The sequence below is a fragment of the Heyndrickxia sp. MSNUG genome (assembly GCF_049532715.1).
Classification (GTDB): domain Bacteria; phylum Bacillota; class Bacilli; order Bacillales; family Cytobacillaceae; genus Mesobacillus.
The window spans coordinates 3,298,616-3,323,616 of the sequence record NZ_CP150978.1; the positions used below are offsets into that span (position 1 = coordinate 3,298,616).

25 protein-coding genes are annotated in these 25,001 nt (G+C 40.3%); 8 read left to right on the plus strand and 17 right to left on the minus strand.

What is annotated here, in order from left to right:
• Positions 1 to 107: 107 nt before the first annotated feature.
• From AABM38_RS16665 to AABM38_RS16675, 3 genes are all read right to left on the minus strand, one after another.
• The gene (locus AABM38_RS16665; protein ID WP_423410775.1) at positions 108 to 2,243 is read right to left on the minus strand and encodes a peptidoglycan D,D-transpeptidase FtsI family protein; all 2,136 of its coding nucleotides are present in this window, start codon (positions 2,241 to 2,243) and stop codon (positions 108 to 110) included.
• A 180-nt stretch (positions 2,244 to 2,423) separates the two neighbouring features.
• Positions 2,424 to 3,644 (minus strand): MFS transporter, encoded by a 1,221-nt coding sequence (locus AABM38_RS16670; protein WP_423407411.1) that lies wholly within the window; start codon positions 3,642 to 3,644, stop codon positions 2,424 to 2,426.
• Positions 3,645 to 3,796: 152 nt separating this feature from the next.
• Positions 3,797 to 4,405, minus strand: coding sequence for a superoxide dismutase (locus AABM38_RS16675; RefSeq protein ID WP_423407412.1), 609 nt, complete (start codon positions 4,403 to 4,405; stop codon positions 3,797 to 3,799).
• A gap of 443 nt (positions 4,406 to 4,848) precedes the next feature.
• On the opposite strand from AABM38_RS16675, the gene AABM38_RS16680 reads away from it, so the two are divergent.
• Positions 4,849 to 5,544: a Crp/Fnr family transcriptional regulator gene (locus AABM38_RS16680; RefSeq protein ID WP_423407413.1), complete on the plus strand. Its 696-nt coding sequence runs from the start codon at positions 4,849 to 4,851 to the stop codon at positions 5,542 to 5,544.
• Positions 5,545 to 5,714: 170 nt separating this feature from the next.
• Here the strand turns inward: AABM38_RS16680 and AABM38_RS16685 are convergent, their stop codons facing one another.
• Together AABM38_RS16685 and AABM38_RS16690 are read right to left on the minus strand one after the other, a co-directional pair.
• Complete coding sequence (locus tag AABM38_RS16685; protein WP_423410776.1) at positions 5,715 to 6,197, minus strand: DUF456 domain-containing protein; 483 nt, start codon at positions 6,195 to 6,197, stop codon at positions 5,715 to 5,717.
• 83 nt (positions 6,198 to 6,280) lie between these two features.
• A complete protein-coding gene (locus tag AABM38_RS16690; RefSeq protein WP_423407414.1) occupies positions 6,281 to 7,912 on the minus strand; it encodes a Na/Pi cotransporter family protein in 1,632 nt (543 codons plus the stop codon).
• A 220-nt stretch (positions 7,913 to 8,132) separates the two neighbouring features.
• Here AABM38_RS16690 and AABM38_RS16695 point away from each other — a divergent pair, with 220 nt between their 5' ends.
• From AABM38_RS16695 to ispG, 3 genes are all read left to right on the plus strand, one after another.
• On the plus strand, positions 8,133 to 8,909 hold the full coding sequence (locus AABM38_RS16695) for a DUF1189 domain-containing protein (RefSeq protein WP_423407415.1): 777 nt from the start codon (positions 8,133 to 8,135) through the stop codon (positions 8,907 to 8,909).
• Positions 8,910 to 9,408: 499 nt separating this feature from the next.
• Complete coding sequence (locus AABM38_RS16700) at positions 9,409 to 9,768, plus strand: hypothetical protein (RefSeq protein ID WP_423407416.1); 360 nt, start codon at positions 9,409 to 9,411, stop codon at positions 9,766 to 9,768.
• 126 nt (positions 9,769 to 9,894) lie between these two features.
• Complete coding sequence (gene ispG, locus AABM38_RS16705; RefSeq protein ID WP_335375158.1) at positions 9,895 to 10,998, plus strand: flavodoxin-dependent (E)-4-hydroxy-3-methylbut-2-enyl-diphosphate synthase; 1,104 nt, start codon at positions 9,895 to 9,897, stop codon at positions 10,996 to 10,998.
• Between the two features lie 59 nt (positions 10,999 to 11,057).
• Here the strand turns inward: ispG and AABM38_RS16710 are convergent, their stop codons facing one another.
• A complete protein-coding gene (locus AABM38_RS16710) occupies positions 11,058 to 11,474 on the minus strand; it encodes a hypothetical protein (RefSeq protein WP_423407417.1) in 417 nt (138 codons plus the stop codon).
• Positions 11,475 to 11,630: 156 nt separating this feature from the next.
• Here AABM38_RS16710 and AABM38_RS16715 point away from each other — a divergent pair, with 156 nt between their 5' ends.
• On the plus strand, positions 11,631 to 12,200 hold the full coding sequence (locus AABM38_RS16715; RefSeq protein ID WP_423407418.1) for a hypothetical protein: 570 nt from the start codon (positions 11,631 to 11,633) through the stop codon (positions 12,198 to 12,200).
• A 319-nt stretch (positions 12,201 to 12,519) separates the two neighbouring features.
• On the opposite strand, the gene AABM38_RS16720 is transcribed toward AABM38_RS16715, so the two are convergent.
• From AABM38_RS16720 to AABM38_RS16730, 3 genes are read right to left on the minus strand one after another with little or no spacing between them, the layout of a single operon-like run.
• Complete coding sequence (locus tag AABM38_RS16720) at positions 12,520 to 12,933, minus strand: Fur family transcriptional regulator (RefSeq protein ID WP_335377029.1); 414 nt, start codon at positions 12,931 to 12,933, stop codon at positions 12,520 to 12,522.
• 12 nt (positions 12,934 to 12,945) lie between these two features.
• Entirely contained in the window at positions 12,946 to 13,788 is an 843-nt protein-coding gene (locus AABM38_RS16725) for a metal ABC transporter permease (RefSeq protein ID WP_423407419.1), read from the minus strand.
• Positions 13,785 to 14,570 carry a metal ABC transporter ATP-binding protein gene (locus tag AABM38_RS16730; RefSeq protein ID WP_423407420.1) on the minus strand — a complete coding sequence of 262 codons (786 nt, stop codon included), beginning with the start codon at positions 14,568 to 14,570 and terminating at the stop codon, positions 13,785 to 13,787. The genes AABM38_RS16725 and AABM38_RS16730 overlap by 4 nt, the downstream gene beginning before the upstream one ends.
• 236 nt (positions 14,571 to 14,806) lie before the next feature.
• Here AABM38_RS16730 and AABM38_RS16735 point away from each other — a divergent pair, with 236 nt between their 5' ends.
• Positions 14,807 to 15,061 carry a DUF2624 domain-containing protein gene (locus AABM38_RS16735; protein WP_423407421.1) on the plus strand — a complete coding sequence of 85 codons (255 nt, stop codon included), beginning with the start codon at positions 14,807 to 14,809 and terminating at the stop codon, positions 15,059 to 15,061.
• Positions 15,062 to 15,155: 94 nt separating this feature from the next.
• Here the strand turns inward: AABM38_RS16735 and AABM38_RS16740 are convergent, their stop codons facing one another.
• Both AABM38_RS16740 and AABM38_RS16745 read right to left on the minus strand, forming a co-directional pair.
• A complete protein-coding gene (locus tag AABM38_RS16740; RefSeq protein WP_423407422.1) occupies positions 15,156 to 16,046 on the minus strand; it encodes a deoxyribonuclease IV in 891 nt (296 codons plus the stop codon).
• A 33-nt stretch (positions 16,047 to 16,079) separates the two neighbouring features.
• Positions 16,080 to 17,393, minus strand: a complete 1,314-nt coding sequence (locus tag AABM38_RS16745) for a DEAD/DEAH box helicase (protein ID WP_423407423.1) — start codon at positions 17,391 to 17,393, stop codon at positions 16,080 to 16,082.
• Positions 17,394 to 17,636: 243 nt separating this feature from the next.
• Here AABM38_RS16745 and vrrA point away from each other — a divergent pair, with 243 nt between their 5' ends.
• Together vrrA and AABM38_RS16755 are read left to right on the plus strand one after the other, a co-directional pair.
• Entirely contained in the window at positions 17,637 to 18,284 is a 648-nt protein-coding gene (gene vrrA, locus AABM38_RS16750; RefSeq protein WP_423407424.1) for a VrrA/YqfQ family protein, read from the plus strand.
• A 111-nt stretch (positions 18,285 to 18,395) separates the two neighbouring features.
• Positions 18,396 to 19,349 carry a 4-hydroxy-3-methylbut-2-enyl diphosphate reductase gene (locus AABM38_RS16755; protein WP_423407425.1) on the plus strand — a complete coding sequence of 318 codons (954 nt, stop codon included), beginning with the start codon at positions 18,396 to 18,398 and terminating at the stop codon, positions 19,347 to 19,349.
• 96 nt (positions 19,350 to 19,445) lie between these two features.
• Here the strand turns inward: AABM38_RS16755 and AABM38_RS16760 are convergent, their stop codons facing one another.
• The 6 genes from AABM38_RS16760 to rpoD form a co-directional block, all read right to left on the minus strand.
• Entirely contained in the window at positions 19,446 to 20,561 is a 1,116-nt protein-coding gene (locus AABM38_RS16760; protein WP_423407426.1) for a Nif3-like dinuclear metal center hexameric protein, read from the minus strand.
• Complete coding sequence (locus tag AABM38_RS16765) at positions 20,558 to 21,268, minus strand: tRNA (adenine(22)-N(1))-methyltransferase (protein ID WP_423407427.1); 711 nt, start codon at positions 21,266 to 21,268, stop codon at positions 20,558 to 20,560. The genes AABM38_RS16760 and AABM38_RS16765 overlap by 4 nt, the downstream gene beginning before the upstream one ends.
• A gap of 122 nt (positions 21,269 to 21,390) precedes the next feature.
• A complete protein-coding gene (cccA, locus tag AABM38_RS16770; protein WP_423410777.1) occupies positions 21,391 to 21,750 on the minus strand; it encodes a cytochrome c550 in 360 nt (119 codons plus the stop codon).
• Positions 21,751 to 21,936: 186 nt separating this feature from the next.
• On the minus strand, positions 21,937 to 23,076 hold the full coding sequence (locus AABM38_RS16775; RefSeq protein WP_423407428.1) for an acyl-CoA dehydrogenase family protein: 1,140 nt from the start codon (positions 23,074 to 23,076) through the stop codon (positions 21,937 to 21,939).
• Positions 23,077 to 23,174: 98 nt separating this feature from the next.
• Complete coding sequence (locus AABM38_RS16780) at positions 23,175 to 23,705, minus strand: hypothetical protein (RefSeq protein WP_423407429.1); 531 nt, start codon at positions 23,703 to 23,705, stop codon at positions 23,175 to 23,177.
• A gap of 133 nt (positions 23,706 to 23,838) precedes the next feature.
• Complete coding sequence (gene rpoD / locus AABM38_RS16785) at positions 23,839 to 24,969, minus strand: RNA polymerase sigma factor RpoD (protein WP_335377041.1); 1,131 nt, start codon at positions 24,967 to 24,969, stop codon at positions 23,839 to 23,841.
• Positions 24,970 to 25,001: the final 32 nt, after the last annotated feature.

Consider the following 25,001-nt stretch of genomic DNA (forward strand, 5'->3'; position numbering starts at 1 on the left):
TGTGTGAACTTTTCTTAAAGCAGGTATAAATTCAGGCTTGCCCGCTTGCGGTTAGTATACCCAGCGCCTAAAAAAAAAACTGCCCCAAAAGGGACAGTTTCCGTTTTCTATTGTTCAATCTCCGCTTCAATTTCTTCCAGCAGTTCAGCGCCTTCTTCTTTCTTCTCTACTTCCTGGTTGGGCTGTTCAGGATTCATATTTCCTTCCATCCGCTTCTTTTTAAGCTCGAAGTACGTATCAAGTACCCTGCGCCCAATATCATTGTTCGCATGGTGTCCCTGGTTTCCTTCGTATGCCCATGGAACCATTACGGCCAAGGCAATTTCGGGATTCTCACTAGGTGCATATGCAACAAGGCTCAAGTTCATTACCTCAGGAGGAAGCTGGCCTTCAGGAAACTTCACTGGTCCATCATAGACAGCCTGTGCAGTACCGGTTTTACCTGCTGGCTTATATTCCGCATTATAGAAGGAACCGTATGCCGTTCCACCCTTTTCCTGCATAACTCTCCTGAAACCTTCCTGTACTCTGTCAAACCATTCTGGTTTTGCATCGACTTTATTAAGAATGACCGGTTCGATTTCTTCCAGCACAGGACCAACTTCATTATTTTTCATAACCGGTTCACGAATTTCTTTCACGATTCTCGGCTGCAGACGATTTCCGCCATTCGCGATCGTTGAAACATATTGTGCAAGCTGAATCGTTGTGTAGGTGTCATACTGGCCGATTGCAAAGTCAAGTAATAGACCTGGCCTGCGTTCCATTCCTTTAAAACCAATCATTTCATTTGGCAAGTCTATGCCAGTTCTCGCTCCAAGGCCAAATTGGCTGAAGTAATTCCTCATTGTATCGAAGGCTTCAGGTTCAAGATACAATGGCTGATCATATTGATAATTACCTTTACCAATATTGATTGCTGTCCTGAACATATAAACGTTGGAGGATACTTTCAATGCATTACGGTCATCAAGTGTACCCAATCCTGCTTTCCAGGATTTCTTTGGATTTGTTCCTTTAATTTTGATCGGTGTATCATAAAATGAAGTACCAGGCTGGATGGCCCCTGTCTTGAAGCCTGTCAGGATCGTTGCTCCTTTTACAGCTGAGCCTACGTTATAAGACGTGGTAAAATTACCGCTTGCAAAGTCCTGCATAATGGTTTTCCCCGTCTTCTCATCCTTTTCAAGTTGTTTTCCTGCAAGTGTGAGGATTTCTCCTGTATTCGGATCCATTAATACTACAAATGCCCTATCTAAAAGACGGGTTCTTGGCTCCTGTTTTGCTTTTAGTAATTCCTCTTCAACGATTTTCTCAACTGCTAACTGCAAGTCCATGTCTACTGTCAGAACAAGATCCTTGCCACGCTGACCATCGGTAATTACCTTTGTATCAAGTACATTTCCCGCTTTGTCAGTAATGTTTTTGACCTTTGCTTTTTGACCATGCAGTACATCTTCATATTGCTGTTCGATGTAACTAAGGCCAACCCGATCATTCCGGCTATAATCCCGTGAAAGATAATATTCAAGCTTTTCTTTAGGCAGCCCTTTCTCAGAATCACTTACTTTTCCAAGAATCGATTTCAGCGTTTTATCAAAAGTATATTCGCGCTCCCAATCTGTAGTTGTATCTACGCCAGGAAGCATTTCAAGGTTCTCACTTACAATTGCGAATTCTTCAGGAGTAACATCCTTTTTGACGATTTGCGGAGAAAGTGCATATCCACTGATTAGTTCACGGAAAATCGCAAGGATTTCTAAATCATCATCTGACAATTCTTTTAATTCCTTTTCTGTGATCCGGTCCAGCTGAAGATTGTAGATTGCCTTGTCATCCAGCTTTTTTTCATCATATAGATTCCATTCTTCTTCCTTTATTTTTTCCTTAGCTCTTTCTTCATTCCTTAAAATCCAATAATCTTTTTTGTCTCTTTCTCTTACCTTTTTCAAGTCTTCTTTTGTATCTTTTTTAATCAGCTTTGCCAGGCGCTCAGCTACCATGAGCATTTCCTTTGTATCCGTGCTCTGACTTTTTGTATAAGTAATGGCCTTGCTAGGTGTATTATCAACTATTGTTTTCATATTCCGGTCATACATCTTCCCTCTTGGAACCGGATTATTTACAGTAACATCTTCGGTACGTTCAATTTCTCTCTTAAAATCTTCCCCATATACAATTTGAACAATGCCCAGCCTTAAAATCAGCATTGAAAATAACATAAAAACGGCAAAAAACACCATATTCAGCCTGAATGGCACATGCGTCTTCTTCTTTTTCTTTTTATTCAAGCCTCTCCCACCTCTTCAGTCTGTATGTCCGTGCAATAGCACTAACCTATATTTTATCGAAAAAACTCGATTTTTACTATCATGAAACAACATAAGAAATTTTTCCCAAAACAAAAAACCGGGAAATCCCGGTTATGCTGGAGCTTTTATATGGATTTGCCTTATGAAAAAATAAATGAGGGTATGCCCGCTTCCAAGAATAACGAGCAGAACTGGGATGATTTTCTCCTCTTTGAATAAAGCAATAGCACCTAAAAATAACACGATTGAAAAGATACGGCCCATGTTCAAAAATAACTCTCTTACTACTATATATTCGATTCTCATTTCAGCAGCCTTCCACCCTCTTCCTATTACATCGTAGGTCATGGAGGAATAAGGCACCAGTAGCAACGGATAAGCAACTGCAATCAGAGCCGCATATAACAACAAGCTGAAATAGGTTGGATCAAAAACAATTAGGAATATCGCAAAAAAAAGCATAAGGCCTCCAATAAGAATGGCTCTTTTCCTAAATTCCTTTTTCAGCATCCTTGATACGAAGAAATAAGCCAGAAATGAGAAACCAGAATTTATAAGCCCATATGTACCGAGGGCAAGTTCACTATCAGTCGCAATGAAAACGAAAACCGAAACAATGAAGACAAATACTCCCTCCCTTAGTCCCTGGAAAAAATGTGCGTTTGTAATCATCCGCCAATTCTTATCATGTTTTCTCTCCGTAATGATCCGCTGAAACCAATACTTTCCATGGGCTGGCCTTCTTTTTAATGAAAAGCTCAATAAAACAGCTACAGCAAACAGTCCTAGAGAAAGACCGAATACGACTGTATATCCCGTGAATTTTTCAAGTCTGGAAATAATTAAACCAGCTGCAAACGGACCAATCATTCCTCCTACAGATCCAAGAATCCCTAGAAAGCCATTAAAGAAATCCCTTGTCTCTGGTTCTGTGATTTCAAATGTAAGCACGTTATAAGCAAGCCAATAAAAACCATAGCCAATACCCAGTAAAGCACCTAACAAAATCAAATAATCGGACGCTCTTGTTCCTACATACAGTACAGTAACGTAAAACAAAGCTAAGAATATCACTCCAATGCGGAGCACAATCACTCTGTCTACTTTTTTAGCCCATCTGCCTGCAAGGATGAAGGTCAATGGCTGCGCCACCACAACTGATAAATTGTATAATCCTAAATCGGCAAGCTCTCCAGATTGCTTCCATAAGTATATATTTACAAAGGTATTAGAAAGGGCAATGCTCAATGAGTACAATCCCCCAATAATCAATAGGAGCGTTAAATCCTTTGTAAGTTCAATATCTCCTAATAATTTTTTTACTTTGCTCATGATCTACTCCCCTTTTCTCTAGGGTAGTTTCTAACAAAGTAAACAGCGTTATGCAGTTTTTTGCCATTGTAATTAGGAGACATGTTCCGGGCAGACCGATAGTAAAACAAAAAAGGCTGCAAATGATTGCAGCCTTCCCTTTTAGGATAATATTACTTTGCAGCGTTGTATCGGTTGTTAACTTCTTCCCAGTTTACAACATTCCAGAAAGCACCGATGTATTCTGGTCTTCTGTTTTGGTAGTTCAGGTAGTATGCGTGCTCCCAAACATCAAGTCCAAGAATAGGAGTCTTTCCTTCCATTAAAGGAGAGTCCTGGTTTGGAGTACTAGTCACTTCTAGTTCTCCATTGTTAATTGCTAACCAAGCCCAGCCAGAACCGAAGCGAGTTGTAGCAGCTTTTGAAAATTCTTCTTTGAAGCCTTCGAAGCCGCCGAATTTTGAGTTGATTGCTTCAGCTAATTCTCCAGTAGGCTCGCCGCCACCATTAGGAGAAATTACTTGCCAGAATAAAGTGTGGTTAGCATGTCCGCCGCCGTTATTGCGTACAGCTGTGCGTGCAGCTTCAGGAACTGCATCAAGGTTTGAAATAACTTCTTCAACAGTTTTAGAAAGAAGCTCTTCATTGCCTTCTAATGCGTTATTAAGGTTTGTTACATAAGTATTGTGGTGCTTAGTGTGGTGAATATTCATTGTTTCTTTGTCGATGTGTGGCTCAAGTGCATCGTATGCATACGGTAATTGTGGTAATTCAAATGCCATTTTTAACATCCTCCTATGTATCGTGGTACACTTTACCGAACAAATCTATCTTATTATTCAGACATTAGAATTGTTCTAAAAGCGCTTCATCATTAGATTACCAGAGAACGGTAATCGATTCAAATAAAATGCTCTAAACCAACGGAATTAAAATCCCCGATTATTATATGTTTTATACTTAAATCTAACGGGATATTGAAAATAGGGACAAAATTCCCGAACGAGTAAATCAACATCATGGCACATATTTCCTCGGTTTGACATCACCTTTCTTTACAATAATTAAGTTTTCGAAAAATCGTCAAAAATACACAATTGGCTTTCTGTCAACGATTTAAGTCGCAGCAAGCTATCTTGACACCCATATTATCCCAATATCTCATTGACATCATATTATTAATTCTTTTAAATCAAAGGTGTAGAGGCATAGTAAGGAGACGATCGTGTTGGACAAAAACATTTCATTATATAGTTTAATTTTACAAAACTTCATTGATAAGGAAACGATCCAAAAAATTAAGCCCGACACAATACTATTTCAGGAAGAAGAAAGTGTGAACCATGTTTATGTCATCTTGAGCGGCAGTGTTTCAGTGGGTCGTGTACATGTGAAAGGCAAGGAATTCATCCTGAAGATTTTAAATGGTGAAGAAATGGTCATTGACTATGAGTTGTTTAAACATTCACCGCGTTATCATTTTTCTGCCAAGACACTTACTGAGTGTGAAATTCTCATGATTAAAAGAGAACAATTCGAAGAATTTATCATGAAGGATCAAACAGCAATGAATGCACTTGTCAATTGGCTTAGCACCCGCTATTTAAAAGCACAGATGAAATGCCAGGATTTAATTATGAATGGCAAAAAAGGCGGACTTTATTCGATTCTAATTCGTTTAAGCAATAGCTATGGGGTGATGACTGACGATGGAATCCTGATTGATTTGCCACTCACACACCAGGAGCTGGCCAATCTTAACTACGGAACCAGGGAGGTAGTACAAAGAATGCTGAAGGAATTACGTGAGAAAGACATCATTTCATATGACCAGCTCAAGTTTACTATAAAAAATCTTGCTTATTTGAAAAGAGAAGTTGATTGCCAGAATTGTTCATCCGAGATTTGCGGCCTCAATTAAAGAAGAAAAATCGTGCTGTGCAGGCACGATTTTTTTAATAATAAGGCTGTTTTAAACTTGTCTGATGATTTCCGCTCCAGACACTCGCTTTCCGCAGGGCGTCAGGTGCTAAAAATCAACGTTGTCCTTTAACACAGCCGATAATAAAAATTTTGCTCATTACCTCCCTGTTAGAGAACAAGGATAAAGAAGTAAATCAGCATGACAGCCTGAATGATTCCCTTAGTAACCACACTGCTAACAAATCCTATCACTGAACCAAAGCCAATTTTGACTGCATCGTTTAAATTTTTCTTATTTACTACAAGTTCTGCGAGTGCTGCGCCTAAAAAAGGACCAATGATAATTCCCAGGAATGGGATTACAAAAGGACCGACAAGCAATCCTATCGTGCTCCCCCAGATGCCTGCTTTGCGGCCGCCATATTTTTTCACACCAATTATATTTGCTATATAATCAGCGCCAAACAACAGAATGACAAACAATCCCTGTACAGTCCAGAATATCCAGTTAAACGGATCGAATGAAAAAAAGACTCCATACATTACAAAGCCACCCATTAATAAAAGGACACCCGGCAAAATTGGAAAAACCAATGCTGCAAAAGCACCTGCGAATAACAAACCGATGATTGTCCAATAAATATAATCCATCATTTGACCATTCCTTCTCAAGCAAATTAAACCCTGATTCGCATATTAAAATAAGCAAGGGCTTCCCCTTGCTTATTTTACCACTATTTCTGATCTCCCAAAACGTATTCAGCGATATTAACTGCATGATCTCCAATTCGCTCAAGATTGCTGATAATATCAACAAAGACGATTCCTGCCTGTCCAGTGCATTGTCCTTCATTCATTCGCAGGATATGCTGCTTTCTAAGTGTACGTTCCATACTGTCTATTTCATTTTCTTTTTTTATAACGTCTGTGGCGGCTTCAAGGTTTTTCTGATCCAATGTCTGCAATGCCTCTTCAACGGTCTTGACTGTAAGACTGAACATAATTTCAAGATCGTCCATTGCTGAATCAGTAATTTTCACTTTATTAGCCAGCTGATATTCAACCAGTTCAAGGATATTTTCAAAGTGGTCTCCGATTCTTTCAATATCGCGGACAGTGTCAATCAGCATACTGTGTTCTTCGGACTCATGCTCAGATAATGAGCTTGTTGCTAAATCTACTAGATAATCAGTTATCTTGCGATCTAAATTATTGATTGCTTCCTCAAGCTGAAATGCACTAGCGGAATGTTTTGTGTTTTTCGTCTTTAAGAATTGGTTCGTTTCTTCAAGACCTTTCAAAGCGAACTTACCCATGCGCAGCACTTCCTCCTTCGCCTGGCCAAGTGCGATTGAAGGAGACTGTTCAATAAACACTGGGTCGAGGTGCTGTGCTTTATAATCGATGATGGCATCTTCACCAGGAATAAGCTTCGTAACGACGATCGCCAAGCCAGTGACAAACGGAAGCTGGATAAGTGTATTGGTTGAATTGAAGATTCCGTGAGCGAACGCTATCGTCATTTCAGGATTTAATCCCAGGCTGTCCCTGATCATTTCAATGACATAGGTAAAGGGGCTCAGCAGGATCAAGAAGATCGTTGTTCCAATAAGGTTAAAGAGTACATGTGTTGCTGCAGCTCTTTTGGCAGCTACTGAGGTGCCAATCGCCGCAAGGATAGCCGTTATCGTTGTTCCAATATTATCTCCAAATAAAACTGGTAAAGCACCATCAAGATTGATTAAATTCTCAGCATGCAAACCTTGGAGTATCCCAATCGTTGCGCTTGAACTCTGGACAATAACAGTAAACAACGTTCCAATGAGAACTCCAAGTAGTGGATTTGAGCTAAGTTCAACGGTTAATTCGTGAAAAGATTCCAGAGAACGCAGAGGTTTCATCCCTCCGCTCATCAATTCCAAACCATAAAATAAAGCACCAAACCCAAAAACAATTTGGCCAACATTATGTATTTTTTTATTTTTAAAGAAGAATAAAAGAATTGATCCTAACGCAATAATTGGTAAAGCATACTCACCTACATCTATTCCAATGATGAACGCTGTGATCGTTGTACCAATGTTTGCTCCCATAATGACTCCAATTGCCTGGCGCAGCGTCATAAACCCCGCACTTACGAGTCCTACTGTGATAACAGTCGTAGCTGAACTGCTTTGCACCAATACCGTAACAATCAAACCTGCAAGTACACCCATTACCGGATTGGTGGTAAAACGATCCAGTACATCTCTTAAGCGCTCTCCTGCTGATTTTTGCAGACCATCACCCATGAATTTTATGCCATATAAGAAGATTCCAAGGCCGCCAAAGAATTCAAACAGCATTTCTTGTAAATTCAATTCCATTATTCCAACCCCTTGATCGATTTCGACAAACATCTACAAACTCACATCATTATGAAGTAATTATTAATTAATAGTAAATGGTTTATGAATCGAATTTACAATACCTTAACATTACAAGTCTATGTTACAAAATTGTTACAAACTTACGTTGGATTACTTGTACAACCCCAGGCGAAAACTATAAAATAGGAAGCGTGAATCTATTAAAGGACGTGGATCGATGAATATTTTTACTCAATTTGCAAAAAGCATATATTCACCAAAGGATATTGCGTTATTCCGCTTTCAAGGCATTGGAAAAACGATTTTATATGTATTTCTGCTAACCTTAATTTCAGTTATTCCAGCTTCTTACTACACCACACTGGCAATCAATGAAGCAGTCAATACCGCGAGAGAAACACTGGAAGCGAAATTGCCCTATTTTTCTATAGAAAAGGGAGTACTTAAATCAGAGATCAAGGAGCCTCTTACCATTGATAATGGAAGTTTTACAATCATTTTTGATTCTACTGGCGCAGTAGAACAAGAAGATATGGCAGGAATGGAATCTACCTTGGCGATGCTAAAGAACGAAGCTGTTTTAGCAGCAGGAGGGGAAACAAATTCATTTCGATACAGCTTGATTAATGATGGGACAATATCTAAACAGGATATTATCAGCATGCTCAGCAGTGCATCCTCCTCCCTTCCTATTTTTATTGGTTTAATCATTCTTGCCATCTATGTTTTTTCTAGCGGAATGAAGTTCATTGAAATTTCTATTCTCTCTGTATTCGGTCTATTATTAAAAAACCTTGCAGGGAAAAATCTTCAGTATAAACATTTGTGGAGAATGGCCGCTTATAGCATCACTCTTCCTACCTTATTTTTCACGATCATGTCATTGTTGAAAACAACAGTTCCTTACAGCTTCATGATTAACTGGTTTGTTGGATCCATGATGCTATTGCTGGCTATTAAGGAAGTTGCTACACCTAAAAAGAATTTGGATTAAAACGCCTCTTGGCGTTATTTTTGGATTTCTGTATCGAGAGTGGTTGTTAAAAGTCCTCTTATGACAACTCATTTGGATTTCGGTGTCGTGAATGGTCGTTATAAGCCTTCTCATGACCTTTCATCTGGATTTCAGTGTCGCGAGTGGTCGTTATAAGCCTTCTCATGACTATTCATTTGGATTTCGGTTTCGCGAGTGGTCGTTATAAGCCTTCTTATGAGAATTCATCGAGCTGGTTTCGTAAAATATTGCTAATAGAATAGAGGTTGACTTCCATTCTAGGTTACTCGCTTAATACTTGTAAGAATTAAGAAAAATCACAAGTATACAGCCAACCATTGTTTTAAAAAATCGACTTGTTAATGCTCTATGGTAAAGTTCATAGTTGATTTTTAAAATCTTCTATAAAAATAAGCAGAAAAAAATCTATTAAATATGTTCTCAACTCTATTTTTCCTGCATAAGTTTTGATATAGGCTCTTAAAGGGAGGAAAATCCTATGAAAAAACTTGCAGGATTCATGTTTCTAGTAGTGATCGTATATGCCATTTATAATGATTTAAGCGCAGGCACACTGCCTGCTGCAAATATGCAAAAGATAGAAACGGTTGATAAAGTAGTCAAAAAACAGAAAGAGGAGAAAGAAACGAAAAAAACAAATAGCATTCAATACTTTGAACATGAGGTAAAACCTGGAGATACCGTATTATCTGTACTGGACAGCAACTCAAAAAGCCAACTCGCAGTGCCGATATCAAAAGCTGTTGCGGATTTTAAATTACTGAATGACGGTACAGACCCTCAAAAAATCAAGTTTGGCAAGACATATAAATTTCCGGACTACAGCGAAAGAAATTAGCAAAGGCTAACAATTATAGTCTTTCCTTGTCAATATGAACAAAAGATTGATAAAATGAGGTTGTGCATCATTTGAAATTAAAAGATGAATTCCATTTTTTAAAGGAGCGAATCACCGTTGAGTGAAATTATACATCGAACCAAAACCCGCCCAATTAAGGTTGGGAATTTAACAATAGGCGGCAACAATGAAGTTGTCATCCAAAGTATGACAACAACAAAGACACATGACGTTGAAGCTACCGTAGCTGAAATCAAACGTCTCGAAGAAGCAGGCTGTCAAATCGTCCGCGTTGCTTGTCCAGATGAAAGAGCCGCGAATGCAATTCCTGAAATCAAGAAACGCATTAATATTCCGCTTGTGGTCGATATTCACTTCGATTACCGTTTAGCTTTAAAGGCAATTGAAGGCGGAGCAGACAAAATCAGGATCAACCCAGGTAATATTGGCAAACGAGAAAAGGTAGAAGCGGTCGTGCAGGCTGCGAAGGAACGCGGTATCCCTATCAGAATAGGTGTTAATGCAGGCTCCTTGGAAAGACGCATTCTAGAAAAGTATGGATACCCTACTGCAGATGGAATGGTCGAAAGTGCATTGCACCACATTAAAATTCTTGAGGATCTGGATTTCCATAATATCATCGTTTCTATGAAGGCATCTGATGTCAATTTAGCCATTGAAGCATATGAAAAGGCAGCTAAGGCGTTTGACTATCCGCTTCATCTAGGAATTACAGAATCAGGCACTTTGTTTGCGGGAACAGTAAAAAGTGCTGCTGGACTTGGAGCGATCCTAAGCAAGGGAATTGGAAACACTGTAAGGGTTAGCTTAAGTGCTGATCCTGTTGAAGAAGTAAAGGTCGCAAGGGAATTATTAAAGTCATTTGGCCTTGCAGCTAATGCTGCGACACTTATTTCATGTCCAACTTGCGGAAGAATTGAAATCGACTTAATCAGCATTGCCAACGAGGTAGAAGAATACATCTCAAAAATTAAAGCCCCTATCAAGGTAGCAGTCCTTGGCTGTGCTGTAAACGGCCCTGGTGAAGCACGTGAGGCAGATATCGGCATTGCGGGAGCAAGAGGGGAAGGGTTGTTATTCCGTAAGGGAGAAATAGTCCGTAAGGTTCCTGAAGCGACAATGGTAGAAGAATTGAAGAAGGAAATTGATAAAATTGCAGAAGAAAAGCTGCGTGAAGCGGCAGAAGCGGCCGCCACTGTCCAACAATAAGTAAAGGAAAGACCCGGGAAGAGAATTACCCGGGTCTTTTTATGGCATTTTTAATCCCGTTAAAAAAACGGCAGGATGAAGATGCCAATTAAAATCGAGATTACCCCTATTCCAATTGCCCAGCTTCCGATGGCGGAGCCTCTTCTGCGGGCCATGAAGCCAAGGATAATCCCAGCTGCTCCGAAAAGAACTGGTAAAATAAACAGCGACAAGATCGAAAGGGCAAGAGCTGAATAGGCAAGCCCTCTTCCTCCAGTTTCAGTTTCCTCATCTGATCCTCTTCTTATTAAAGGTGCAGGTGCAGCAATTTCAGCCGCTGTTTCTTCACGGTAATGTTCATCACGTGCAGGAGCGGCGATTTCTTCCGCGGTCTCTTCTTGATAAATTTCATCACGCGCATCTCTTACCGTTATAACATCCTGCTTAGGTTCAGTGATATATTCGGTACCTATCTGTTCTCGTTCTTGGTCTGCCACTTTAATCCCTCGCTTTCTTTAAGTGGAGCATTTATTATTGTTTGCTACATTGCCGTTTTTCCTCATGGCAATGTTTTACTGAATGAAAAGTATTTCTTTTGCGCCGTCTGTTCATTTGGTAAGATTAAGGAAAGATACTTTTTAAGGAGCAGCTGAATGAAAAGACGTTTCGGTATAGATATTGATGGTACAGTCACCTGTCCCACTACATTTGTTCCATATTTAAATGATGCATTTGGATTGAATATTACGCTAGATGACATTAAGCAATATGACTTTATGCCTCTGGTAACGGTCTCTGAAAAGGAATTTTATGACTGGTTCAAAAATATGGAGCCTGTCATTTATTCACAATCCCCTCTTGCAGCAGGAGCTAAAGAAATCTTGAAAAGATGGGAAAAAGAGCACGAGTTGTATTTCATTAGTGCAAGAGACAGCCACTTACTGGACATAACAAAGGAATGGTTTACCAATCAAGAGCTGATGTACAATGATATCCATTTAATTGGTTCACATGATAAAATCGAAGCTGCTAAGAAATATGATGTCGATATTTTTCTTGAGGATAAGCATGATAATGCGGTGAATCTCCATGAAGAATTAAACATCCCTGTATTGTTATTTAATACACCTTACAATCAAGAACCAATTCCTGATGGAGTCATTCGTGTAAACGACTGGAACGAAGCCCACGGCTGGGTGCAAAACTGGATAAAAAATAATTAAAAACGGCCTGTTTCCAGGCCGTTTCAGCTTGTCGACAAAGATATATGTCACAGATCAGTTATTGAAAACCTGTTGATTGGAGTGGAAGGCGCGCAGACTCCTGCGGGCTGAGCTGGACAGTGGACAGGTGAGACGCCGCAGGAGCGAAGCGACGAGGAGGCTCAGCGCCAGCCCCGCGGAAAGCGAAGCGCCTGGAATGGAAATCAACAGACCTGTTTTACTTTCCAACCAAGATAAAAAAACTGTAGACAAGCTCGCTTTTATCGAGTTAGTCTACAGTCTCAAAGGCCTGTTTCCAGGCCTTTTTTTTATAAAGCTGTTATTGAACACATTCAGGGCAACGCCCATAAATTTCAAATTTATGTCCCGATATATCATAGCCTTTAAAGCTAGCTTCAATATTTCGCATCGGGCAAGTTTCGATTTCCTTAGTTTTCCCACAGTCAAGGCAGATAAAATGATGATGATGCTCTTTGTGAGAGCAGGTGAACCGAAAATGCTTTTCACCAGAAAGCTCAGTCATTTCAAGAATTCCTAAATCTACAAATACACTTAAATTACGATAAATGGTATCGAAACTCAAACCAGGATAGTTCTCCTTCATTTGTTCCAATACATCACGTGCAGTTAAGTATTTATCATTATCAGAAAAGAGCTGGAGCATGTCCTCCCGTTTACCGGTATGCTTAAACCCTTGTTCCTTGAGAAGGTTCATTGCTTCTAGTACGTTCATGAAATCACCCCGTTACACTGATCTTGATGATGCACGTTTCTTAAGCCATATAGCCAAGACAAGAATAAGTACTGCGATCATCACGATTGTTCCACCTGGCGCTAAATCCAGGTAGTAGGATAGGAAAAGACCGCCTAATACAGAAATTTCGCCAAAAAGGATGGAGAAAAAGATGGTCTGCTTAAATCCTTTTGCGAACCGTATGCTGGCAGCAACAGGCAATGTCATCAGTGAGGAAACTAGCAGGATGCCGACAATCCTCATCGATGCAGCAATGACTAGTGCTACCATTACAATAAAAATAAAATGAAGCGTTTTTGCAGCGATTCCAGTCGCTCTCGCATATTCTTCATCAAAAGATAACAGGAATAATTCTTTATATAATAAAACAACAAGCAAAATGACAAGGATACTTATGATGGCAATTGTCCATAGGTCCATCCTGCTTACAGCACTGACACTGCCAAATAAATAGCTGAATAAATCGGTATTGAACCCGTCTGCAAGAGAAATGAAGATGACTCCTAACCCGATACCACCAGAAAGGATGATCGGAATCGCCAATTCCTGGTAATGTTTATAAACTGTTCTTAGTTTTTCAATAAATAATGAACCCGTCACCGAGAAAGCCATTCCCATATATAACGGATTAACTCCGCTGAATACCAAGAATTTCTTTTCAAGCAGTAGACTTGCCGCAATTCCAGCAAGTGTTACATGGCTAAGGGCATCTGCTATGAGCGAAAGTCTGCGGACGACAATAAAGACACCCAGCAAAGGAGCGATCACTCCTATAATCATTCCAGTTAAAAAGGCATTTTGCAAAAATTCGTATTGCATTAAACCGCTAATCATGAATGGGCCCCCTCGTGATGGTGGTGATCATGAGTCAAAACATGAACATCGTGCCCATAAATTTCTGACACCTCATTGTTTTTTAGCTGCTCAAATTCCTCAGTACTCCCGTGAAAATGCATATTTTTATTGAGGCATGCCACATTCGTTACTTTATCGGAAATCGTGCCAATATCGTGAGTAACCAGAAGCAATGTAATGCCATTCTGTTTATTTAACCTTTCTAGCATTTCGTAGAACGAATTCACATTTTCAGCGTCGACACCGACAGTTGGTTCATCAAGAATCAGCAATTCTGGATTGCTAACGAGAGCCCTCGCGATAAAGACTCTTTGCTGCTGTCCGCCGGAAAGCTCACCAATATTACGGTCCATGAATTTTTCCATCCCTACAGATTCAATTGCCTGCTTAATTTTATCATGGTGCTTTTTCTGTAAGAACTTAAAAAGACCAAGCTTCTTAGTCAATCCACTAGCCACTACCTCAAAAACAGTTGCCGGGAATCCGGTATTGAAGGAGTTAGCCTTTTGGGAAACAAAACCGATTTTATGGTGCTCCTTGAATTTTCCTATTTCCTGCCCAAATAAACGAATCGTACCTTTTTGCGGCTTAATCAGACCAAGCATCAATTTAAGCAAGGTCGATTTACCCGATCCGTTCGGGCCGACTATCGCCAAAAAACTACCCTTTTGGATAGACAGATTTATATTTTCAAGTACATTCTCTTTATCATATCGATAAGATAAATTTTGTACCTGGACGATATAATTGTTATTGCTCATTTCATCACCCACAAAATAAGAATCATTACGATTTACAAGTAGTAGTATATCTTTATCCGTTCAAATTGTAAACTATCTGATTTTTACTCCATTCACATTTCGAAGACATTCAAAATTAAAAGTAACAAAATTGCAGTCAAGATAAAAGGTTAGAACAGTGTATTATTTTTCTGGCAAAGAAAACTGTCACTTTTTCCATTCCGGGCTCATACCTTACTATGGAGGAGTGATGATCTTTGGCTATTTTTGAAAATATCATTAACCATAAAATAAGTAATATTACTGCTGATGAACTGCTGAAATATGCCTCACAATTTCAGATTTCAATCACAATGGCGCAGGCACAGAAAATTGCCGGATACTTACGAGGAAAAAAAGTCAACATTTTTGATGATTCAGAACGTAAAGCGTTGATCAAAGAGATTGCCCGTATCACAAGTCCAGAAACTGCCCGCGAAGTTAATAAGCTTTTCGTGAAATTTACGAAATGATGGAAATCACGCCCATAATACATCGAATTCAATCATAAAACAAAAAATTAAAAAGCTGTGGAGTTCTCCACAGCTTTTAACTTTGTTATTTGTTTTAGCCATTCATAATTATATCAAGCAGATTTTCTTCAAACTGCTTGCTTTTAAGCATGGCTATTTCATGCTTATATGGTGCTTTTTTGTTATTCTTATCCTCTCCAACAAAAGGAGTTTCAAGAATTTTCGGCACGCTGATAAGCTGTGGGTGATGAACAATGTAGCTCAACGCATCAAAGCCAATATGGCCGAACCCAATGTTCTCATGGCGGTCTTTTCTCATGCCTACAGCATTCTTGCTGTCATTGATGTGGAGCACTTTCAGCCTGTCCAGTCCAACGATTTTATCGAACTCATTCAGGACACCATCAAAGTCCTCAATGATAGGATATCCAGCATCATGCGTATGGCATGTATCAAAGCAAACTGAAAGCTTATCATTGTAAATGACGCCATCCATAATCATCGCGAGCTCTTCAAAGGATTTTCCGCACTCTGATCCTTTTCCGGCCATTGTTTCCAAAGCGATTTGGACATTCTCTTTACCTGTCAAAACCTCATTGATGCCCTCGACAATTTTTTGGATGCCTTTTTCTGTGCCTGCTCCGACATGGGCGCCCGGATGCAGAACGATTTGCCTGGCACCAAGAGCCTCTGTGCGCTCAATTTCGCTCCTTAGGAATCTTACACCCAGATCAAATGTATCCGGATTTTCGGAATTTCCAATATTGATGATATATGGTGCATGGACAATGATTTCATTGATGCCATGCTCTTCCATATGCCTGTGCCCTTCTTCAATATTAAGATCCTCAATTTTTTTCCTTCTCGTATTCTGAGGTGCTCCCGTATAGATCATAAAGGTATTTGCTCCATATGAGACGGCTTCTTCACTTGCTGCTAGCAGCATTTTCTTTCCGCTCATGGAAACATGTGAGCCAATTAACATTACTGATCTCTCCCTAAAACATTTACAGTTTGTTTATTTTTTCTTATTTAAGCGATTTTGACGTTTTTTAATTTTATCCATTTCCCACTGCATCTTTTTCTTATAGCCTGGCTTGACTTTTTTAGGTTTTGAAACAAGCGATTTGGCCACCGCTTCACCTGGTGTTTCTTTTTTCTTTCTATTTTGGCGTCTGTTCCGCTCTTCAATTTCGGTAAATTCGCCTTTCTTCATATCGATGTTTTTAAAGGCGATACACATTTTTTCGAGGCGTACTAATGCATCTTCATCAGACTGTTCATATACCGTCAAAGCGATTCCCGAGGCACCTGCACGTGCTGTACGCCCAACCCTGTGGATATAAAAATCAAGGTCTGTCGGCAATTCATAATTGATTACATGACTGATTCCCTGAATGTCGATTCCCCTTGCAGCAAGGTCAGTAGCAACAATATATTGAAATTCCAGGTCTTTAACCTGCTTCATGACTCTTTTACGCTCACGTGGACTTAAATCCCCATGAATTCGGCCAACCTTCATGCCTTTTGAGATTAATCCGTCCGCTATCTCGTCTGCTTTCTTTTTCGTATTGGCAAAAACAATCGCAAGGTACGGATTAAATGCCAAGAGCGCAGAATGGACGAGTCCAATTTTGTCCCTGTGTCGAGCTGGCAGCAGAAGATGTTCAATATTCTCAGCTGTTGCTTGCTTCGGATCTACTTGTACATATTTAGGGTTTTCCATGTACTTCTTCAAGAAAGGCTTAAGCTTTTCAGGTATGGTTGCAGAAAATACTAACATCTGAAGCTTTTCTGGCATCCGTGATGCAAATTGGTCAATATCTTCAATGAATCCCATATCAAGCATTAAATCCGCTTCATCCACGACCAGCATGTTAGCGGTGTGAACAAACAGTGCATTTTCCTTTACAAGGTCGTTAATCCTGCCTGGGGTGCCGATTACTATTTGCGGCTGTGTTTTCAGCTTCTCAATCGTTCTCTGCTTATCAGTGCCGCCAATATAGCAGCGTGCAGTAATTTTTTCTTCCTGAGGTGCATGTTCAGCTATCTTGAGAACTTCATGGTAAATTTGATTTGCAAGCTCCCTTGTAGGAGCTGTGATGATAGCTTGGACCTCATTGCGGGAGGCATCAAGCTTGTTCATGATTGGAAGAACGTACGCATGTGTCTTCCCTGTTCCAGTCTGTGACTGGCCAATAGCGCTATCACCTTTGATAATTGTCGGAATCAAGCGTTCCTGGATTTCAGTTGGCTCATAAAAACCAAGTTTGTTAACGGCATCTATAATGAATGGCTTAAATTCATATCGATCAAATTTCGTTTCAGTCATTGTTTAACTCCTTTTTACCCTTTTTCCCTATACTGCAGGGAATTCAGCCCGTTCCGTAGGCTGGTCTCTCAGGTTCATCCTGTAATTATAATAAAGATTGCAGAAAATCTCCAATCAGTACTATCTTAACCTTTCCTCATGAAAAAACAAACCTGTTTCGTGCCGAATACTAATTTATTAAACCAAATCTGAAGCGCTGCATACTCTAATAGGAGATGATTTATTTAGAAAGGAGGGGTCAGAATGCTACAAGGACCCCGTATGAACTCTCGCGGAATGCAGCCTCATCATTTCATGGGTCCAGGATATATGGGACCACCTTCCATGCCTCACCGCCAAATGTACCCAAACCAATTCGGCGGGATAAGGCCTGGAATGCAACAGGGGCAATTTGGACCAAGGATGGGCAGAAATCCGCAATCTAGACAGGGTGGCGGAGGTATACTTGCTAAACTTCTCGGAAAAGGCGGCAGAGGCCAGAGTAATGCTATGCCTGGATTTATGTCCCAAGGAACCGGAACAGCAAGAGCGGCGAGCTCTGGAGGTGGAATCCTGAAAACCCTGACAAATCCTTCAGCACTTAATGGATTCCTTAACAACACACAGCAGGTTTTAAAGACTGCGCAGCAATTTGGACCAATGATCCAGCAATATGGTCCTCTTGTCCGCAACATTCCCTCGATGTGGAAGCTGTACAAGGGACTGAAGGATATGCCTGATGCAGAAGAACAAAAGGAACAAGGAGACATCACAGTAAACAAAGATACAGCAAGTGTGGAGAAAACTGCAAAGTCAGCTCCAACACAACCAAAGAGTAAACCAGCAGGCAAGAAAAAGGCTGCTAGAAAGACTGGGCCCAAGGGTTCATCTTCCCCAAAATTATTCTTTTAGCAAGGTGTAATTAGTAAAGTCATTCCTTTACTGAAAGTCGCTTTTGTATTCTTTCTATAAGTTTTATATAATAAAAGAGAGAATTAGAGGTATTCGCAGGAGGATGACTCAATGAATGTAATTAAAATTTCACCTCGCGGCTATTGCTATGGTGTCGTCGACGCTATGGTCATTGCACGTAATGCTGCATTGGATAAAAGTTTGCCGCGGCCAATATATATACTTGGGATGATTGTTCACAACAAACATGTTACGGATGCATTTGAAGAAGAAGGCATCATCACATTGGACGGGAATAACCGTAAGGAAATACTTGAAAAAGTTGATGGCGGGACTGTTATTTTTACAGCCCACGGAATTTCCCCTGAAGTCCGGGAACTCGCTAAGAAAAAGGGACTCGTTTCAATTGATGCGACGTGTCCAGATGTAACCAATACCCACAACTTGATCCGTGCGAAGGAAAAAGAAGGCTTTGAAGTTATATATATCGGGAAAAAAGGCCACCCAGAGCCCGAAGGTGCAGTTGGAGTCGCACCTGGAATTGTCCACCTGGTAGAAACTCCATCAGATGTTGAGGCACTGCAATTGCAGGCAGAAAAATTGATTGTTACAAATCAAACAACTATGAGCCAATGGGATGTGTCCGAAATCATCCAGAGCGTGAAAGAAAAGTACCCTCATGCAGAGGTGCACAAAGAAATCTGCATGGCAACACAGGTGCGCCAGGAAGCTGTTGCTGAGCAAGCTGGCGAAGCGGATGTCCTCATCGTCGTCGGCGACCCAAAAAGCAATAACTCTAACCGCCTGGCTCAGGTTTCAGAAGAGATTGCCGGAACGAAAGCATATCGGATTGCAGATGTATCTGAATTGAACATCGAGTGGATCAAGGATGCCAACACCGTCGCTGTCACTTCTGGTGCATCTACTCCAACCCCTATCACAAAAGAGGTCATAACATTCCTTGAACAATTTGACCCGGCAAACGAAGCTACGTGGATGAAGGAGAAAAAAGTTCCTTTAAACAAGATTCTGCCGAAGGTAAAAAAAGCTGAAGCAAGCTTATAAATAACCAATAAAAAGCAGCCTGGATGTCAGGCTGCTTTTTTCTTATCGTATAGATGGCAGCTGATTTAAACGATCAAGAGGCCAATGGATTTTAATTTAAATAAATGTAAAAGGATCTGTCCCGATTTCTGATGGAATGAATTGCACCTCATAACCTTTCTCCCTGCAAAGCTTCTCCATAACAGATGCTACGCCTTTTTTCATTACCTTTTCCACGTTGTGTCCTGGATCGATCATGTTTAAACCGGACATCATGGCATCATGTGCTGTATGGTAATAAATATCTCCTGTTATATAAACATCTGCACCGCGGAACTTGGCCTGTGAGTAATACTTATTACCATCTCCGCCCAGGACAGCAACTTTTTTCACCTTGGAGTTTAGGTCGCCCACTACACGGACTGTATCTACTTCCAACACTTCTTTTACGCGCGCTGCAAATTCGCCAAGAGTGGTTGGTTCTACATGACCAATCCGTCCCAGACCTAGCGTCCTTTCTTTATTTTCAATGCGGTAAACATCGTATGCAACCTCTTCATAGGGATGTGCCTTGATCATAGCTTGGAGCACCTTTTTTTCGATGCTGAGAGGGAAGATAGTTTCAATCCTTACCTCGTTGACTGCTTCAAGCTTTCCCTTTACGCCTATATGGGGGTTTGTATATTCCCCTGGCAGGAAACGTCCCTCTCCGGCTACAGTAAAAGAACAATAGCTATAGTTGCCAATTGAACCAGCCCCAGCATTTCCAAGAGCCTCCCTAAGCTGTTCGGCATTCTCAGCAGGGACAAACACCACAAGCTTCTTCAGTGAATCTTCATACGTTGGAACTAACACTTCAGAATTTTGTAATCCCAGCGCTTCAGCCAGCAAATCGTTCACACCACCCACAGCAACATCGAGGTTTGTATGGGCGGCATATACAGCAATATCATGCTTGATAAGCTTTGCAATTATTCTTCCGGCTGGAGTATCCGTTGCAATTTTCTGCAGGGGCCTGAAAATTGGTGGATGATGAGCGATAATTAATTTAGCATTTTTTGCAATTGCTTCATCTACCACTTCCTCGTTCACATCAAGAGCTACCAGGACAGTTTGCACGGGCTGGTTCAGCGCTCCAATCTGAAGACCAATTTTATCTCCTTCCATCGCGAAAGCTTTTGGAGAGAATTGTTCAAAAAGCTGGATTACCTCATGTCCATTAACTTTTTTCACTTTAGTACCTCCTCTGCCATACTGATCTTTCTTTTTAATTCGATTCTCTTGCTCGCTGTTTCTTCATTTTGTACTGCATCATTAAGCTGGCTTAAGATCCGTTCCCAGTTTTTCTTTTCTTGGTTCCATTTTTCTTTGAATATCAGTGATTTCTCTCCCATTAAAAATGGGCCAAACAAAATCCCTTCTTCTAGATTCTTATGTTGATATGGCCTTAAAGGCTCTCCTCTTTCAGCAACTAAAATCTCATATATTTTTCCATCTTCTTTAAGGATTTCTTCTTTCATTAACACCCATCCATTATCGATCAGCCAGCTGCGGACTGAGAAACTCCCGACATTGGGCTGAAGAACAAGTCTATTCACTCCATCAAGCTTTGTTTTACCACGATCGAGAATATTTGAAATAAGCGTTCCTCCCATACCAGCAATGGTAATGCAGTCAACCTCCCCAGGTTGAATCACGTCAAGACCGTCACCCTTACGGACAGAAATCTCTTCTGCAAGATTTTCAGAGTGCACCTGCTCAAGCGCAGATTGATATGGTCCTTCTGCCACCTCGCCTGCAATGGCTACAGGTACAATTCCCTTTTTCACTACATTGCATGGCAAATAGGCATGGTCGGAACCAATATCAGCCAGCCTTGCACCTTGAGGAATATTATTTGCAACGGCTTCTAGCCGGTTAGATAGCTTTTCAGCATTCATTCAAGTCACCTTCTAAATCGTATTTTGCTTTTATTAGTATATGAAATGCTCCTGCCCCTTGTCCAATCATGCCTGGATTAAATTAAAAGGCCCTTTGCTTTTGCAAAGAGCCTTTCATGGTATTACTTCATTTTTGAAAGGAATTCAGCCATTTGTTCTTCTTTACCAGCTGCCATTCCTGGAGGCATGTTGCCCTTACCATTCGTAATGATGTCTTTGATTTCATCTTTAGAATATCTGCCGCCTACACCTTTTAACGAAGGACCAGCACCACCTTCATACTGTTGACCGTGGCATCCTGCGCAAGTTTGCTTGTAGAACTCCTCAGGATTCACTTCAGCAGTCTCCTCAGTCTTTCCGCCGCCTTCTTTTTCTTTCGCTAAGTCTTCGGAATCTCCAAGTCCTTTGAAAGAAAGCAGGAACATTAAGCCGATACCCATTACCATGATCAATACGAATGGAATGATTGGATTACGATTCATCATATACCCTCCCTTATGTATAACATCACTTTTAAATAATAATTTCAAGCAACTATTATTTTACTTGAAAAACGTTTACAGGAAAAGCAAAAAAGCAAACTTTGTCACACTTGTTCACAAATTAGACAAAAAACCCCATCAAATGATGAAGTTTTTGCGCAATCACTCATCTTTACTATTTCCAACCTAACAGCCAATTAACCTAGCGATGACCATTCTTTGTACCTCGGAAGTACCTTCGCCGATTTCAAGCAGCTTTGCATCTCTCATATAGCGCTCCACTTCATACTCTCTCATATATCCATAACCTCCATGGATCTGGACAGCCTGATCAGCTACTTCCATGGCGATTTCAGAAGCGTACAGCTTGCACATTGATGCTTCTTTGGAGAATGGGCGTCCTTGGTCCTTCAGCCATGCTGCCTTGTAAACCATATTACGGGCCAATTCAATTTTCATGGCCATATCAGCAAGTTTGAATTGAATTGCCTGGAATTTAGAAAGTGACTTTCCAAATTGTTTTCTTTCTTGAGAATATTGCAGCGCTTTTTCATAAGCAGCCTGGGCAACACCTACTGCCATGGCTCCAATTCCGATTCTTCCCCCATCAAGGGTAATCAGGAATTGCTTGAAGCCTTCCCCTTTTTTGCCTAGAAGGTTTTCAACCGGCACTCGAACGTTTTCCATTACTAGCTCGGTTGTATTTGATGCATTCAATCCCATTTTTTCATAGTTATCAATTACTGTAAAACCAGGAGCATTTGTTGGAACGATGATTGCACTGATTTCTTTCATTCCATTATTGTCCCCGGTGATTGCAGTCAATGCTAAATGTTTTGCATAGCTCGCGTTCGTAATAAAACATTTGCTTCCATTGATCACATACTCTCCATTTTCCACTTTGGCTGTCGTCTGTGTGCCTCCAGCATCAGATCCTGCATTGGGTTCTGTCAATCCAAATGCACCAAGAGATTCTCCTGTACAAATAGGCTCAAGATACTTTTGCTTTTGTTCCTCTGTTCCAAATAGGTTAATTGGAGCACCGCCAAGAGAAATATGTGCTGAGTAAGAAATCCCAGTAGAAGCACATCCCCTGCTCAACTCCTCTGTTACGATCGCGAAACTTACTGTATCGGCTCCTGCCCCGCCGTATTCTTCTGGAAATGGAAGCCCCAACATTCCAAGCTCACCAAGTTTTTTGAAGATTTCTGTCGGAAACTGTTTTGTTTTATCTCTTTCAATTGCTCCAGGAGCTACTTCTTCCTCAGAAAACTCTCTAATCGTCCTTTTAATCATTGCCTGTTCAGATGTTAAATCGAAATTCATTTCCATCCCCCTTAAGCTGTTGTATACGTTTACATTTTTTATTATAAAGGTGAACAGACAATATTCTCAAGATTTAAAAACTTTTAAACATTTAATAATTATATAAATATAGTAATAAACAGAATGATTATGCCAGCAATTCCGGAAATTTTAAATGAAATCATTTTCCATTTCACACCTGCAATGACCCATAATAAACAATTGGCGATGGTCACGAAATAAAGTATGTATGTATTGTCAGGAAAGGAAATTTCTGCAGCCTGAATTGTAATGATCAACAAAATCAGCGCGGTGGCAAGCAATGGGATTAATTTTAAATATGAATTGGAGATTAAGTAAATACCTGAAATTAGGGAACTTATTCCAAAAAGAATGATAATGGTCATTTGCAAAATGAGAGATAATTCAGTAAAATAAAATAACAATACTGAAAGCGATAACAATCCAAGTAAAAAAACAGTTAAGATTCTAGGCAGCTCAAACTGGATCTTTTTAGAAGCTGGTTCGGCTTCTGTTATGCCCTCAGTATATAGATTCAAAAGAAAATCACAATAGTGTTCTGGCAGCATTCTGTTTTGTTTCCAATAGTTAATTTCATTAACAATGATTTTCTTGCGCTGATCGTCCATCGATTGCACTTCCTGTCTTAATTAAATTGCCGTTTCAATGAGTTACTTATATAAAGATATGAGTAGCAAAATGAACCTTAAAAAAAGGAATAATTTACTTTTATTTTAAAAAGTAAATTATTCCTTGGCAATCCTATTCTAAAAAGTCTTTCAGACGTTTGCTTCGGCTTGGGTGCCTTAACTTGCGAAGTGCTTTGGCTTCAATTTGACGGATACGTTCGCGTGTAACCCCAAATACCTTGCCCACTTCCTCAAGTGTGCGGGTACGGCCATCATCCAGACCAAATCTTAGTCTTAAAACATTTTCTTCACGGTCTGTGAGCGTATCAAGGACATCTTCAAGCTGTTCCTTTAATAATTCATACGCAGCGTGTTCTGAAGGAGAGGTAGCATCCTGGTCTTCAATGAAATCCCCAAGGTGTGAATCGTCCTCTTCACCGATTGGTGTTTCAAGGGAAACAGGTTCCTGGGCAATCTTTAAAATTTCACGTACCTTTTCTGGCGTAAGATCCATATCTTCACCAATTTCTTCAGGAGTTGGTTCGCGGCCTAAATCCTGAAGAAGCTGTCTTTGAACACGAATCAATTTATTGATTGTTTCAACCATATGAACTGGAATTCTGATCGTACGTGCCTGGTCAGCGATAGCGCGTGTGATTGCCTGACGGATCCACCAAGTAGCATAAGTACTGAATTTGAAACCCTTACGGTAATCAAATTTTTCAACCGCCTTGATTAAACCCATATTTCCTTCCTGAATTAAATCAAGAAATAGCATTCCACGGCCGACATATCGCTTAGCTATACTTACTACAAGTCGAAGGTTTGCTTCAGCAAGACGCCTTTTAGCTTCTTCATCGCCTTCTTCGATTCGTTCTGCAAGATTGATTTCTTCTTCTGCAGACAAAAGATCCACACGCCCGATTTCTTTTAGGTACATCCTTACAGGATCATTGATTTTGACTCCTGGCGGGACACTAAGGTCATTTAAATCGAACTCTTCATCATCTTTGGAAAGCTGCTTTATATCTGGATCCTCTGATTCATCACTTTCTCCAACAAGTTCAATTCCCTGCTCTCCAAGGAACTCATAATATTCATCCATCTGGTCTGAATCAAGTTCAAAACTTGAGAGCCTTTCAGCAATATCATCATAAGCAAGGACACCTGTTTTTTTACCCAGTGCAGTTAACTGGTCTTTAACTTGTTCCACTGTCACTTCATTTTCTGTGACCTCTTTAGAACGGGCCGACTTTTCAGCCATTTGTCCCCCTCCTTCCAAAAATCAAAAACAAT